Origin of the sequence: Streptomyces bikiniensis (assembly GCF_000716625.1) — a bacterium.
In the GTDB taxonomy this organism is placed as follows: domain Bacteria; phylum Actinomycetota; class Actinomycetes; order Streptomycetales; family Streptomycetaceae; genus Streptomyces; species Streptomyces bikiniensis.
The window spans coordinates 36,133-49,078 of the sequence record NZ_JNXJ01000019.1; the positions used below are offsets into that span (position 1 = coordinate 36,133).

A 12,946-nucleotide genomic window follows, 5' to 3' on the forward strand; every position below is an offset into this window, starting at 1 on the left:
ACCGGCCCCGGGGTCGTCGGGCCCGGCCCGCTCCCGGAGCCGTTCTCCCGCCCGGGGACCCCCCGGGGATCCGGTGCGAGGGCCGCCCCGGCCGCTCAGACGAGGCAGAACTCGTTCCCCTCCGGGTCCTGGAGGACCACCGCGTAGTGGTCCATGCCGTTCGGCCGGTCCATCGTGTACAGGACGGTCGCGCCGATCGCCGTCAGCCGCGCCACCTCGCCGTCCACCCGCGTGCGGCGCAGCGCGAGCGGGACGTCGCGGCCGCCGCCCACCTTGAGGTCGAGATGGACGCGGTTCTTGACCGTCTTCGGCTCGGGGACGCGCTGGAACCAGACCCGGGGGCCCGTGCCCTCCGGGTCCACGATGGACTCCGGGAGCTCCCCCGCGTCCCCGTCCAGCTCCTCCTCGGGGACGCCGACGGCCTCCCAGTACGCCCGCCAGGTGGCGTGGCCGGCGGGCGGCGGATCAGGGACGTACCGCAGGGCCTCCAGCCAGAAGGGCACGAGCCGCTGGGGGTCCGCGCAGTCGATGGTCAGCTGCAGGGTCATCTCGGGGCGCTCCGACGGCGTGTTCCGGTCCATGGCGCGAGCTTCCCAGACGCCACTGACAGACGGCCTCCCCGCTTCCCGTGCGCCACCGGCAGACGCCTTTCCCACCCCGGCAGGCCAGATGCGGACCACTGTCCACCCGTCCCTACCCGTGAGTCACTTCCTGGGGGAGAATCACCGGCAATCGACGATCGAGGGGGAGCCGTCCATGGCCGTCACCGCCGGTACCGAAGCGCCCGAGCTCGCGGGACTCCCGCTGCTCGGCTCCATGTTCGACCTCAAGAACGACTCCCTGGCGACCTTCCTGCGCGCCCGGCGCGAGCACGGGGACGTCGTGCGGATCACCGCGGGACCGCCCGGCGTCCGCGCCACCCTCTACGGCGTCTTCTCCGCCGAGGGCGCGCAGCAGGTCCTCGCCGGGGAATCCGCCAACTTCCGCAAGGACAACGCCTTCTACCAGGAGGTCCGCGAGTCCTTCGGCAACGGCCTCCTCACCAGCCAGGACGAGGACTACCTCCGCCAGCGGCGACTCGTCCAGCCCCTCTTCACCCGCCGCCGCGTCGACGGCTACGCCGCCGCCGTCGCCGCCGAGGTCACCACCCTCACCGAGGAGTGGCGGGACGCCGGCGCCGAATCCGTCGACGTCCTCCAGGAGATGGCCCGGCTCGCCCTGCGCGCCGTCGCCCGCATCCTCTTCGGCACGGACGTCGACACCGCCGTGCGGATCGTCGAGCGCAGCTTCCCCGAACTCGGCGCCTACGTTCTGCGCCGCGGCTTCTCCCCCCTCAACGTCCCCCGCCACTGGCCCACCCCCGGCAACCGCAGGGCCGCGGCCGTCCACCGGGCGCTGTACGAGGTCTGCGACCGCATCATCGCCGAACGCCGTTCCTCGGGCCGGGCGTCGGACGAGGGGGACGACCTCCTCACCCTCCTCATCGGGGCCGAGAGCGCCGAGGACGGCAGCTTCGACGCCACCGAACTGCGCGAGCAGGTCCTCGTCTTCCTGCTCGCCGGACACGAGACCACCGCCACCTCCCTCGGCTTCGCCCTCCACCTCCTCGCCCTCCACCCGGAGGAGCGCGAGCGGGCCCAGGAGGAGGTCGACCGGGTCCTCGACGGCCGCACCCCCGGCGCCGCCGACCTCGACGTGCTGCCCTACGTCACCCGGGTCCTCAAGGAGGCCATGCGCCTCTTCCCGGCCGCCCCGGTCATCGGCCGCCGCGCCGTCGCCGCCACCGAGATCGGGGGCGTCGCCGTCCCGGCGGGCGCGGACGTCGTCGTGGCCCCCTGGGTCACCCACCGCCACCCGGACTACTGGGAGGACGCGGAGCGCTTCGACCCCGACCGCTTCACGCCCGAGGCGGAGGCCGCCCGCCCCCGGTACGCCTGGTTCCCCTTCGGCGGCGGCCCGCGCGCCTGCATCGGGCAGCACTTCTCGATGCTGGAGTCGGTGATCGCCCTGGCGATGATCCTCCAGCGGTACGACTTCGAGGCCGTCGACACCGAGGTGCCCCTCACCTCCGCGATCACCCTCCAGGCGGCGGGCCCGGCCCGCTGCCGCCTGATCCCCAGGAAGGCGTAGCCGCCGCCCCGGGATATTCCGTACCGCACCGGCCGGCGGACGTGCAGACTCGCCCCATGGCGGACATGAGGGCGTTCCGGGACGAGATCGACCGTCGGGCGGCCGGCGGCCCCGGCGGCACGACGAGGGAACTGGCCGAGGCCCTGGGGCTGCGGACGGCGGTGCTCCTGGAGGGGCCGAGCGACTTCGCGGCCGTGGAGGCGCTGGCCGCGCGGCGCGGCCGGGACCTCGCCGCCGAAGGCGTGTGCGTGGTGTCGATGGGCGGGGCGATGAACGTCGCCCGCTACGCCGGGCTGCTCGGGCCGCCCGGGCTCGGCCTGCGCCTGACCGGGCTGTGCGACGAGGGCGAGCGGGGCTTCTACGCCCGCGGCCTGGAGCGGGCCGGGGCGCCGTCCGGGGACTTCTTCGTCTGCGCGGCGGACCTGGAGGACGAACTGGTCCGCGCGCTGGGCCCGGAGCGGGTCGAGGAGATCGTCCGGGCGGAGGGCGACCTGCGTGCCTGGCAGACCTTCCTGAACCAGCCCGCACAGCACGGCCGGCCCCGGCAGCGGCAGTTGCGGCGCTTCCTCGGCACGAAGAAGGGCCGCAAGATCCGCTACGGCCGCCTCCTGGTGGAGGCCCTCGACGCCGAGCGGGTGCCGGGCCCCCTCGACGACCTCCTGAGGAGCCTGTGACCGCCGCACCACCGCCGTACGACCTCCGTGCGTTCCCCGTGCGCCCTCCGTACGGCCGGGGTGACGACGGCACACGGCAGCGCGCCGTGCGAGGGGCGCCGCCCGGTCGCTACGGGTTCCGGATCTCGAAGGCGGAGCGCGCCTTCTCCAGCAGGTCCCCGGCGGTCTTCGCCGCGCCCTTCCCGTCGGGCACGTCCACCCCCAGGGTCACGCGTTCCTGCCGGGAGGTGACGACGATGAGGGTCTTGCACAGCCGCCGCGTGACCTCGTTCTCCTCCTGCCGGCTGTAGGACTCGGTGATGACCGCCGCGTCACGGCCCTGGTGGGTGCCGGACTCGACGGTGGCGACACTGGCGGTGCCGTTGGTCGGCGGACTGGCCGACTCGTGCTCCTTCTTCCACCGCTCGGCGATCGCCCGCGGGGTCTCGGTGGCGTTCTCCATCCGGTCCACGAGCAGCCACACGTCCCCCTTGGGCGTGGTGTAGCGGGTGCCGCGGTAGGCCCCGCTCTCGTTGTCCAGGTCGTCCTCGACGGCGATCGTCCAATCGGCCGGGGCCGCGACGGACAGCCCCATCCGGTACTCGTCGTACTCCTTCCAGCCCTCCGGCGGCCCGTCGCCCCCGAGCCGGAGCACCAGGGTGACGACCAGGGCCAGGACGACCGCCGCGGCGGCCCCGACGCCGTAACGGCTCCGGAGCAGCCGCACCGGCAGCGGGGCGGTCGGCTCGTCCGGCGCGATGCCCACCACCTCGGTGGGGGTGCGCTCCGGCACGGGCCGGGCCGGGGGAGCGACGAGGGCGCTCAGAAGGGGCCGCGCGGTCTGGACGGTGAGGCGGTTCTCGGGCTCCTTCCGCAGCAGGCCGGTGATCAGCGCCGTCATCTCCCGCGAGCGCTGGGGCGGGGGGAGCTCGGCGAGGAGGATCGCCTGGAGGGTGGAGGGGGTGGTCTGGCGGCGGAAGGGCGAGACGCCCTCGACCGCCTGGTAGAGCGTGATCCCGAGGGACCACAGGTCGGACTCCGGGCCCGGCCGCCGCCCCAGGACGCGCTCGGGGGCGATGTACTCGGGGGAGCCGATGAAGGACCCGGTCTCGGTGAGCTTCTGCTCGCCCTCGACCTGGGCGATGCCGAAGTCGGTCAGGACGACCCGGTCGTGGCGGCAGACCATCACGTTGCCCGGTTTGACGTCCCGGTGCAGGACGCCGGCCTCGTGGGCCGCGTGGAGCGCGCCCAGGACGGCCTGCCCGATCCGTGCCGCCTCCCTGGGCTCCAGGGTCCCCTCGTCGAGGATCTCGGCCAGGGACCTGCCCCGCAGGAGCTCCATCACGATCCACGGCCGGTCGTCCTCCACCACGACGTCGTGGAGGGTCACCACGGAGGGGTGGTCGATCCGGGCCGCCGCCCGCGCCTCGCGCCGCATGCGCTGGTGGGCGGTGCGGCGCTCGGCGGCGGAGAAGTGCTCCGGGACGCGGGGCTCCTTGACGGCCACGTCACGGTCCACGACCTCGTCCCGGGCCCGCCACACCGTGCCCATGCCGCCCGCGCCCAGGCGTTCGAGCAGCCGGTAGCGACCGCCCAGCAGCCGCCCGGCACCGGCCTCCGGCGACGACGGCGCACCGGACGGCCCGGCACCGGTCGGCCCCGCACCGGCCGGTCCGCCACCGTCCACCGGCCGCTCGTGCCGGTCGTTCCGGCCGCCCCCTTCGCCCCCTTCGTCCCGTTCCCCCGGGCCCCCGGAGACCGCCGGGTGCGGGGCGGCGGCTCCGGCCCGTGGTGACGGCACCGGCGGCCGCAGCCCGTAGCTGGTGGGCTCCTCTCCGGATCCCCCGCTCGTCGTCATCTCCCGCCCCCTCGTTCCCGCGAACGCCCCCGGGAAGAAGGGGAGTTCCACCGGCCACCTGCCGGAACTCGATCTTAGGCACACATCGGCGGGCGGTCGTCCCGTCCTGGAACGATTCGTTCGTCCATCCGGCGCGGTAGGACCCGTGCGCCTGCAACACGCGCGGTACGTCCGCCCCGCGACCGGACCACGACGCCGCAAGGCCCGTACGCCCCACGCCCCGTACGCCCCGCACCCCGTACCGGCCCGTCCCGCGCTGCCTGCGCCCCGCACCACCCCGTCCCGTGCTGTGCCCGCGCCCGTACCGCCCCCGGCCCGTGAGCCGCGCGGCCCCCCCCGCCCCGTACAACCACGGCGGTATGCCGCTGGGTTGACGCCCGGGCCGCGGCGGCTGGCTAGGCTGCCGCGATGAAGCTCCGCCCGCTCCGCAGCACCCTCGTCAACGCGCTCATCGGCGTCGCGATGACGGGTCTTGCCCTGCTCCTCGGGCAGGACGCCGCCGCCCAGCGCTGGCCGGCCCTCGACCCGGTGGCCTACGCGCTCGTCGTCGTGGTCAACCTGCCCGCGGTGGTCCGGACGCGGTTCCCCGTCGCCGTGTTCGTCCTCGCGCAGAGCGGCTTCGCGGTCTACGCGGCCCTGGGGTACTGGCCCGTGGTCAACTCCCTGGCCACGCTCCTGGCGACCTACACCCTCGCCTCGGAGCGCCCGGCCCGGATCTCGGTGCCCGGCGCGGCGGTCACCGGCCTGACGTGGCTCGGCGCCGGTCTGCTCGACGAGCTGAACGGCGCCGACCACGGCTCGCTGGCCGCCGCCGCGGGCCAGGCGGTGGTCTTCCCCGCGGTGCTCTGGTGGTTCGGGACGCTCTCGCGCAGGGCCACCGAACTCACCCGCGCGCTCGCCGCCGAGCAGGAGGAACGGGCCCTGCGCGAGGTCGCGTACGAGCGGGGCAGGATCGCCCGGGAACTCCACGACGTGGTCGCCCACCACATGGCGGTGATCTCCGTGCAGTCGGGCCTCGCGCGGTTCGTCTTCGACAGCGACCCCGCCACCGCGCGCACCGCCCTCGACACCATCGCCGACACGGGCACCGAAGCGCTCGACGAACTCCGCCGCATGCTCACGCTGCTGCGCGAGGGCGCCGACCCCCGCGCACCGGACCGTCCGATGCCCGGCCTGGCGCGCCTCGGCGAACTCGTGGCGCGGGTCAGGTCCGGGGGCACCCCCGTCGGGCTGACCGTCCTGGGGGACGCCCGTCCGCTCGGTTCCGGCGCCGACCTCTGCGCCTACCGCGTCGTCCAGGAGTCCCTCACCAACGTCCTCAAGCACGCGCCCGGCGCCGCGACCGAGGTCGTCGTCCGCTACGGACCGCGCCACCTGGAGGTGAGCGTCACCAACGGGGGAGGGCGGACGATTCCCGCGCAAATGCCCACAGGAACCGGTCACGGCTTGATCGGCATGCGGGAGCGGGCCAAGCTGTACGGCGGGCGGATCGACATCGGCCCGCGCGACGACGGCGACGGGTTCGCCGTGCGACTGACCCTGCCCCTCGCGGCGCGGGCCGGCGCACCGCCCGCCACCGCCCGTCGCGGCGAACCCGTCCCGGACGACCGGCTTCCGCCGGCGGCCCGGGAGGGCTGAACCCGCCGGCACGGACAGGAGTACCACCTCATCGCATGAGCCAGGTGATCAGGGTCCTCGTCGTCGACGACCAGTTCCTCATCCGCGCCGGCCTGGTCGGGCTCCTGAAGGCCGCCCCGGGCACGGAGGTGGTCGGCGAGGCGGTGGACGGAGAGGAGGCCGTGGCCCTCGCGGCGCGACTCCGTCCCGACGTCGTCCTCATGGACATCCGCATGCCCGGCGTCAACGGGATCGACGCCACCGCCCGCATCCTGGCGGAGGCGCCCGACCCGGCGCCCCGCGTCCTGATCCTCACCACCTTCGACCTCGACGAGTACGTGTACGGGGCGCTGCGCGTCGGCGCCTCCGGCTTCCTGCTCAAGGACTCCGGGCCCGAACGGCTCCTGGCGGCCGTCGCCGCCGTGGCGGGCGGCGACCACCTCTTCGCGCCGAGCGTCACCAGGCGCCTCGTCGAGGCGTTCACCCACCGCGCCGCCCCCGCCGCCGAGGAGACCGTACGGTCCGGGGGCCCCGGACTCGACGCGCTGACCGGCCGGGAGCGCGAGGTGCTCCAGCTGACCGGCAGGGGCCTGTCGAACGGGCAGATCGCCGGGGAGCTCCACATCAGCGAGGCCACCGTCAAGACCCACCTCAACCGAGCCATGGGGAAGCTCGGCCTGGCCAGCCGCGCCCAGGCGGTCGTCGTCGCCTACGAGAGCGGCCTGGTCGTACCGGGCCTCTGACCCGCGAAGGGGCCGGGCACACCACTGACGGACACCCCCAGTGAGCCGCTGGGCGCTCCCCGACAGCCTGCGTCACCATGACGCGCGCCCGGCCCCTTCCGCCGCTGTTACTGCTCCTCGCGGCTGCGCACTCGCCCCTGGTCTTCCCCCGGTCGATCGTCTTCGTCGCGGACCGCCCGCACGGGTGTGAGGTCCGTTCCTCCGGGCAGGCGGTCCCCCTCAGGAGACGTCCGAGAACGGAGGAGTGAGCGATATGGCGGAGAACGTGTGGAACTACGGGCAGGCGTTCGGGCACCTGGTGGGCACGGACCTGACCGGGTGGCGGGTCGAGGCGGCCGACGGGCACATCGGGAAGGTCGACAAGCACTCCGCGGAGGTCGGTGACGCCTACCTGGTCGTCGACACCGGGGTGTGGATCTTCGGCAAGGAGGTCCTGATCCCGGCGAGTGCGGTCACCCGCATCGACCTGGAGGAGGAGGCGGTGCACCTCGACCTGACCAAGGAGCAGATCAAGGACGCGCCGGAGTTCCACTCCGACAAGCACCTCGCCGACCGGCAGTACCGGGAGGAGATCGCCGTGCACTACCGGACGGGCGGGCCGTTCGGCGGCGGACCGCACCCCGCCTGACCCACGGCCGGACACGACGAGGCGGCCCCCGCACCCGATCGCGGGGGCCGCCTCGTACCGCGTCAGCCCTTCAGCTCCTCGCGGCCCGCCCTGCTCCTGGCGGCCGCCGAGTGCAGCGCCCGCAGGGCCAGCAGGAGGACGCCGACGTCGTCCAGGTAGACCGGGTCGGGGATCAGGTCGACTGGCGACACGGTGTACACCACGGCCGCCCAGAACAGGGCCTTGGACTGCAGCGGGACACCCGCGTCGAGCAGCAGCCTGCGGGCCCGGAAGACGCGCACGAGCAGAACGGCCGCGTACCCCGCCACCACCAGCGCGAGGACCCCGGCCACCACGATCCAGAAAGAGCTGTCCATGCCGCCCTTCTACCCCGGTTTCCCGGACCGTCCCCGCCGGCGCCCCCACCGACAGGAGGAGGGGCCCTCCCCGTACACGGGGAGGGCCCCTCTCGCACACCGCCTCAGGCCGCCCGGTACGCCGCCGTCAGCCGTGCGACCGCACCCGTCAGGTCACCCGAGAGCAGCAGCCGGTCCGCCTCCGCGAACGGCCCGGCCGTCGCCGGGGTGATGTCCTGCCCGATCTTCTTCTGGACCACGTCCCGCGCCCGGGACAGCAGCTCCCGGCCCTCCGGCGACGTCCCGCGCCCGGCCGCCTGGAGCACCTTGGCCGCGACCCCGATCGCCTTCAGCGTCAGCTCGCCCCCGGCCTGCGGCACCGGCCGGGTCGTCAGCCCCCAGCCGAACGGGAACTGCGGGTCGTACGAGGCGTCACCGACGTTGATCGGCAGCTGCGCCTCCGACTTCGGCCAGGTGACCGGGAGCTGGCCGGTGAACGGCCGCGTCCCGTACAGCACGTCCGCCACGCCGTCGCCCTCGGTGCCGGGCAGCCAGGACGCCACCAGGGCGTCGATCGCCCCGAGCCGGTCCCCGATCAGCTGCGGCCGCCCGGAGACGACCAGGACCGCGCACGGCATCGCCGCGCAGACCTTGTCCACCGCCGCCTTGTCGGCCGCCGTCAGCTCCAGGTCGTGCCCGTTGCCCACGTCGCCGATGCCCTCGGCGTACGGCGTCTCGCCGACCACCACGACCCCGACGTCGTACCCCTCGGTCGCGGCGGACGCGTCCTTCGAGTAGTCGATCGCCGCGTCCGGAGCCGCCTTGCGCATGCCTTCGAGGATCGTCGTCCCGGTCGTGTTCCGGCCGGACGAGCCCTGCCAGCTGATGGTCCAGCCGCCCGCCTGGTTGCCCAGGTCGTCGGCGTTGGAGCCGGCGACGTACACCTTCTGCGACTTCTTCAGCGGCAGCACGCCGCCGTCGTTCTTCAGCAGCACCTGCGACTTGGCGACCGCCTCCCGCGCCACCGCGCGGTGCGCGGCCGAGCCGACCGAGGAGAGGTGGGTGGTGTCGGCGTACGGCTTCTCGAACAGGCCGAGCCGGAACTTCTGGGTCAGGATCCGCGCGACCGCGTCGTCCACGCGCGCCCGGGAGACCCGCCCGGCCGTCACCTCCTCCGCCAGGATCCGGGTGAAGTCCTGGTAGTTGGTCGGCACCATGATCATGTCGAGCCCGGCGTTGACCGAGGTCCGCACGTCGCTCGCGTAGTCGCCGGGGATCTGGTCGATCGCCTGCCAGTCGCTGATCACGAACCCCTCGAAGCCCATGCGGTCCTTGAGGACGCCGTTGATCATCTCGGCGTTGGCGTGCATCTTCACCGGGCCCTTGTCGTCCCCGATGACGTCGAGCGAGGAGTACGAGGGCATGACCGTGCCCGCCCCGCGCTTCACCGCCTCGGCGAACGGCGCCAGGTGCACCGCCTCCAGCTCCTGCCGGGTCACCCTGGTGACGCCCTGGTCGATCGTGTACGAGCCCGTCGTCGACGACCCGAACTCCGTACCGCCGTCGCCCACGAAGTGCTTGGCGCTGGTGAGCACCTTGTCGTCGCGGTCCAGGTCCGATCCGTCGCGCGCGCCCTGCATGCCGTCGATGACCGTCTCCATGGCCTTCACCAGGGCCGGGTCCTCGCCGAACGCCTCGTACGAACGGCCCCAGCGCTCGTCCCGGGTGACGCACACGCAGGGGGCGAAGTCCCACGGGATGCCGGTGGCCCGGACCTCCTTGGCGGTGACGGCCCCGGTCCGCTCGGCGACCTTCGGGTCGCGCCCGGCGCCGATGCCGATGTTGTGCGGCATGATCGTCGCGCCGATGACGTTGTTGTGCCCGTGCACCGCGTCCACGCCGTAGATCAGCGGGACCTGGAAGCGGGTGGCCCGCGTCCGGAGCTGGTAGGCGTCGATCATCTTCGCCCACGCCTCGGGCGTGTTGGGCGCCGGCACCGAGCCGCCGCCGGAGAGCAGCGAGCCGAGCCGGTACGAGGCGATGTCGCCCTGCGACCGCAGCGCGTTGCGCTCGGCCTGCGTCATCTGCCCGACCTTCTCCTCCAGGGTCATCCGCCCGAGGAGGTCCGCGACCCGCTTCTTCACCGGCAGCCGCTTGTCCAGGTACGGGAGGCCGTGGGCGTCCACGACGACCTGCGGCGTCTCGGCGGGCGCCTTGGCGCCGGTCACGTCGAGGGTGAGCTGGATCGTCTCGGCCTCCTCGGCCGAACGGTCCTTCTCCGTCGCCACGGTGACGACCCGGGAGGTGCCGGACGGGGTGCCGGCCGGGAAGGTCAGGGTGCCGCTGACCGGCGCGTAGTCCTTCCCGGCCTCGGCGGTCCCCTTCCCGGTGGCGTACGCGACGGTGACCGGCTCGCCGATGGGGCCGGAACCGGTGGTGGCCACCGTCACCTTCACCCGCGCGCTGCCGCCCTCGGCCACCGGGTACACGGCGGCGTCGGTGATCACCTTGGTGTTCAGCGCGGGCTCCGCCCTGCCGTACAGCTCCACGCCGTCGAGCGCGAACGAGCCGGGCGAGCCGGGCGGCAGGGTCAGGGCGTAGCCCCACATCTCGTTCAGGCCGAGGACCTGGTCGATGCCGCCGACGGGCTGGTAGTCGGCCCGGTACTGGAACTCGGAGAACGGGATCTCGACGAGGTGCCAGCCCTCCCAGTCGTCGGTGAAGGACGTGGTCCACAGCTCGGACGCCTCGCCGTTGGCGCCGCCGTCCTTGAGCTCGAAGTTGATCCGCTTGCCCGAACCGGGTGGCAGGGGCGCGGTGTTCTGGCCGTACCACCAGAAGCGGATGCCCTTGAACGCGGTCCAGTCGTGGGCCGGCCGGTCGAAGGCGAAGTCGTGGGTGAACCCGCCCCAGCCGCTGATGTCGAACGTGCCCTCCAGGACCTTGGAGCCCTCGGGCGCGTCGGCGCGCTCGGAGAGCCGCAGCGCCGGATGGTCGTCGGCGTCGCTGCCCCAGGTGAAGATGCCCTCCGCCGGCGGATTGCCGAAGGGGACCTCGCCCTCGAACCGGTCGACGGCCACCGGCACGGGCTCGTCGGCGGCGGCGCTCGGCAGCGCCCCGGCGAGCAGCCCGCCGAGCACGGCGCCGGCGGCGACCACCGCCGTCGCGGTTCTGCCCCGGACGCGGTTCCCGAAGCGGCTGTGGTGTCTGGTGCGTGGCATTGCGGCTCCTTCGGTACGGGGTGCGGTGGTACGGGCGGAGAGCCGGGCGGGATCCCTCGATCACTTCCACTTCACGAACGCGGTCTGCGAGCGCGGAGTCCGTCCCGGTGCCGGTCGGAACAGTTTTGGGAGCGCTCTCAGCGCGGTGCGGTGAGTCAACCGCCACCCCGCCACGTCGTCAAGAGTTAACACCGACAACGACTGAAACCGCGCCGCTCTCGTGATGCGGCCCCCACGGCCCCCTTCGAGCGTTCAAGGCATGAACACACAGGGGATCTTGACGGGCCGTCCCCTCCGCCGGTTCACTCACCCCCGGACACACCGCGGCCCGGCGCCGACCGAGTCGGGGGCGCCGGGCCGGGGTGATCACGCGACCGGAGCCACCTGCCGTACCACGCGTCGCGGATCGTCAGGCTCGACGCGTTGCCCCGCTCGTCCACGACCTCGGGGGAGAGGGAGACGCCGCTGCCCTTCGCCGGGCTCTCCACGGAGATCCGTCCGTTCCGGACCTCCATGGACTTCCAGGTCCTCCCGCCGTCATAACCCACCGACACCGCGAGCGACTTGAGGTTCTTCCGGTCGGCCGCGACCTGCTCCGAACGGATACGGATACGGATACGGATACGGATACGGATACGGATACGGATACGGATACGGATACGGATACGGATACGGATACGGATACGGGGACAGGACGAGGGGCGGCCCCGGCCCCCTGCCGCCTACTCCTCCGCGTCCTCCCCGTGGTACACGACGCCGTCCTCGTCCATGCGCGGATGCATCTTCGTCGGCCCGTACTCGTCGATGTCCGAGGGGCGCGGCCCCTCGGGGCCGTCGGGACCAAACCGGACCATCCGCTCGACGCGGCAGATCCGGAACTCCCGGCCGTCCACCCGTACCTCGTCGGCGCGTTGGGCGGCTCGGAACAGCTCACCGGCCCGCCGGTACCGCTCCCGCTGCGCGTCGTCCCACTCGTACAGCCGGCCCCACAGGTCGGTGAGGCAGGTGTACAGGCCCCGCCGCGCCTCGTGCGGGGTCGGCGACAGGGAGCCCTGCGGCTGCCAGACGTCGCCGGAGCGCTCCACGACGCCGAAGCCGACGGGCAGCATCGCGATGTCCGGATGGGTGGCGACCGCCTTCCGGGAGTCGGCCCGGACGGCGGCGGGGTAGCGCTTCCCTGCGTAGTGGAACTCCCGCAGCCCGATCCGCAGGGCCTCGGCCATCAGCCCGCGCGCCTTCTCCGGGTCGAGCACGGCGCCGGTGTCGAGGCAGCCGCGGGCGCCGGCCTGCCGCTCCCAGACCCGGAAGACCGGCTCGGGGTCGGTGGGGCGCGGCGGCTCCAGGCCGTCGTCGCCGACGCGCGCGACCTCGTTGCCGCGCACGATCCGGTACGTGGTCCCCAGCACGACGAGTTCGTCGACCGGTTTCCGTTCGAGGACGTGTACGGCCGCGAGGAGTTCGCGCCGCACCTTCCGGTCGTCGGTGTCGTCCTTGGCCCGGAAGAAGAACTTCGAGTGCAGGCTGTCCCGGGCCTCCTGCGGCATCCCCGCCTGCACCGGCAGCACCACCCGCCAGGGGGAGCCCTCCTCGGCGTCCCGTGCCACCACGCCGAACAGCGAACCGCGCACGGCGAGCCGCGGATACCGCACGACGGCTTCGACGGCGTCGGCCTCGGTCACCCAGGCGACGGGATCGCCCTCCCGCACCAGCCCCGCGCGCACCTCGTCCAGACGTCGCTTCCAGTGTTCGTCCATGCGCGCA

At 73.6% G+C, this 12,946-nt stretch carries 10 protein-coding genes; 5 read left to right on the forward strand and 5 right to left on the reverse strand.

What is annotated here, in order from left to right:
- Nucleotides 1-95: 95 nt before the first annotated feature.
- On the reverse strand, nucleotides 96-581 hold the full coding sequence (locus tag OO47_RS16995) for a VOC family protein (protein ID WP_033209342.1): 486 nt from the start codon (nucleotides 579-581) through the stop codon (nucleotides 96-98).
- 175 nt (nucleotides 582-756) lie between these two features.
- Between OO47_RS16995 and OO47_RS17000 the strand changes: the two genes are divergently transcribed.
- Together OO47_RS17000 and OO47_RS17005 are read left to right on the forward strand one after the other, a co-directional pair.
- Complete coding sequence (locus OO47_RS17000) at nucleotides 757-2,130, forward strand: cytochrome P450 (RefSeq protein ID WP_030217492.1); 1,374 nt, start codon at nucleotides 757-759, stop codon at nucleotides 2,128-2,130.
- Nucleotides 2,131-2,186: 56 nt separating this feature from the next.
- Entirely contained in the window at nucleotides 2,187-2,804 is a 618-nt protein-coding gene (locus OO47_RS17005) for a TOPRIM nucleotidyl transferase/hydrolase domain-containing protein (protein ID WP_030217495.1), read from the forward strand.
- 109 nt (nucleotides 2,805-2,913) lie between these two features.
- Here the strand turns inward: OO47_RS17005 and OO47_RS17010 are convergent, their stop codons facing one another.
- Nucleotides 2,914-4,641: a serine/threonine-protein kinase gene (locus OO47_RS17010; protein ID WP_030217498.1), complete on the reverse strand. Its 1,728-nt coding sequence runs from the start codon at nucleotides 4,639-4,641 to the stop codon at nucleotides 2,914-2,916.
- A gap of 408 nt (nucleotides 4,642-5,049) precedes the next feature.
- On the opposite strand from OO47_RS17010, the gene OO47_RS17015 reads away from it, so the two are divergent.
- The 3 genes from OO47_RS17015 (at nucleotide 5,050) to OO47_RS17025 (ending at nucleotide 7,629) form a co-directional block, all read left to right on the forward strand.
- Nucleotides 5,050-6,279: a sensor histidine kinase gene (locus tag OO47_RS17015; RefSeq protein ID WP_030217501.1), complete on the forward strand. Its 1,230-nt coding sequence runs from the start codon at nucleotides 5,050-5,052 to the stop codon at nucleotides 6,277-6,279.
- 35 nt (nucleotides 6,280-6,314) lie between these two features.
- Nucleotides 6,315-7,001 (forward strand): response regulator, encoded by a 687-nt coding sequence (locus tag OO47_RS17020; RefSeq protein ID WP_030217502.1) that lies wholly within the window; start codon nucleotides 6,315-6,317, stop codon nucleotides 6,999-7,001.
- A 253-nt stretch (nucleotides 7,002-7,254) separates the two neighbouring features.
- Complete coding sequence (locus OO47_RS17025) at nucleotides 7,255-7,629, forward strand: PRC-barrel domain-containing protein (RefSeq protein WP_030217504.1); 375 nt, start codon at nucleotides 7,255-7,257, stop codon at nucleotides 7,627-7,629.
- A 62-nt stretch (nucleotides 7,630-7,691) separates the two neighbouring features.
- Here the strand turns inward: OO47_RS17025 and OO47_RS17030 are convergent, their stop codons facing one another.
- From OO47_RS17030 to OO47_RS17045, 3 genes are all read right to left on the reverse strand, one after another.
- Nucleotides 7,692-7,985 (reverse strand): YkvA family protein, encoded by a 294-nt coding sequence (locus OO47_RS17030; protein WP_030217508.1) that lies wholly within the window; start codon nucleotides 7,983-7,985, stop codon nucleotides 7,692-7,694.
- 104 nt (nucleotides 7,986-8,089) lie between these two features.
- Nucleotides 8,090-11,185 (reverse strand): glycoside hydrolase family 3 protein, encoded by a 3,096-nt coding sequence (locus OO47_RS17035; protein ID WP_030217511.1) that lies wholly within the window; start codon nucleotides 11,183-11,185, stop codon nucleotides 8,090-8,092.
- A 722-nt stretch (nucleotides 11,186-11,907) separates the two neighbouring features.
- A complete protein-coding gene (locus OO47_RS17045; protein WP_030217513.1) occupies nucleotides 11,908-12,939 on the reverse strand; it encodes a DUF5954 family protein in 1,032 nt (343 codons plus the stop codon).
- Between the last annotated feature and the right edge of the window lie 7 nt (nucleotides 12,940-12,946).

Excerpts from the sequence above, each read along its gene's own strand:
- OO47_RS17025 (WP_030217504.1), top strand. The coding sequence starts at position 7,255 with ATGGCGGAGAACGTGTGGAACTACGGGCAGGCGTTCGGGCACCTGGTG.
- OO47_RS17010 (WP_030217498.1), bottom strand. The coding sequence starts at position 4,641 with ATGACGACGAGCGGGGGATCCGGAGAGGAGCCCACCAGCTACGGGCTG.
- OO47_RS17045 (WP_030217513.1), bottom strand. The coding sequence starts at position 12,939 with ATGGACGAACACTGGAAGCGACGTCTGGACGAGGTGCGCGCGGGGCTG.
- OO47_RS17000 (WP_030217492.1), top strand. The coding sequence starts at position 757 with ATGGCCGTCACCGCCGGTACCGAAGCGCCCGAGCTCGCGGGACTCCCG.
- OO47_RS17005 (WP_030217495.1), top strand. The coding sequence starts at position 2,187 with ATGGCGGACATGAGGGCGTTCCGGGACGAGATCGACCGTCGGGCGGCC.
- OO47_RS16995 (WP_033209342.1), bottom strand. The coding sequence starts at position 581 with ATGGACCGGAACACGCCGTCGGAGCGCCCCGAGATGACCCTGCAGCTG.
- OO47_RS17015 (WP_030217501.1), top strand. The coding sequence starts at position 5,050 with ATGAAGCTCCGCCCGCTCCGCAGCACCCTCGTCAACGCGCTCATCGGC.
- OO47_RS17035 (WP_030217511.1), bottom strand. The coding sequence starts at position 11,185 with ATGCCACGCACCAGACACCACAGCCGCTTCGGGAACCGCGTCCGGGGC.
- OO47_RS17020 (WP_030217502.1), top strand. The coding sequence starts at position 6,315 with ATGAGCCAGGTGATCAGGGTCCTCGTCGTCGACGACCAGTTCCTCATC.
- OO47_RS17030 (WP_030217508.1), bottom strand. The coding sequence starts at position 7,985 with ATGGACAGCTCTTTCTGGATCGTGGTGGCCGGGGTCCTCGCGCTGGTG.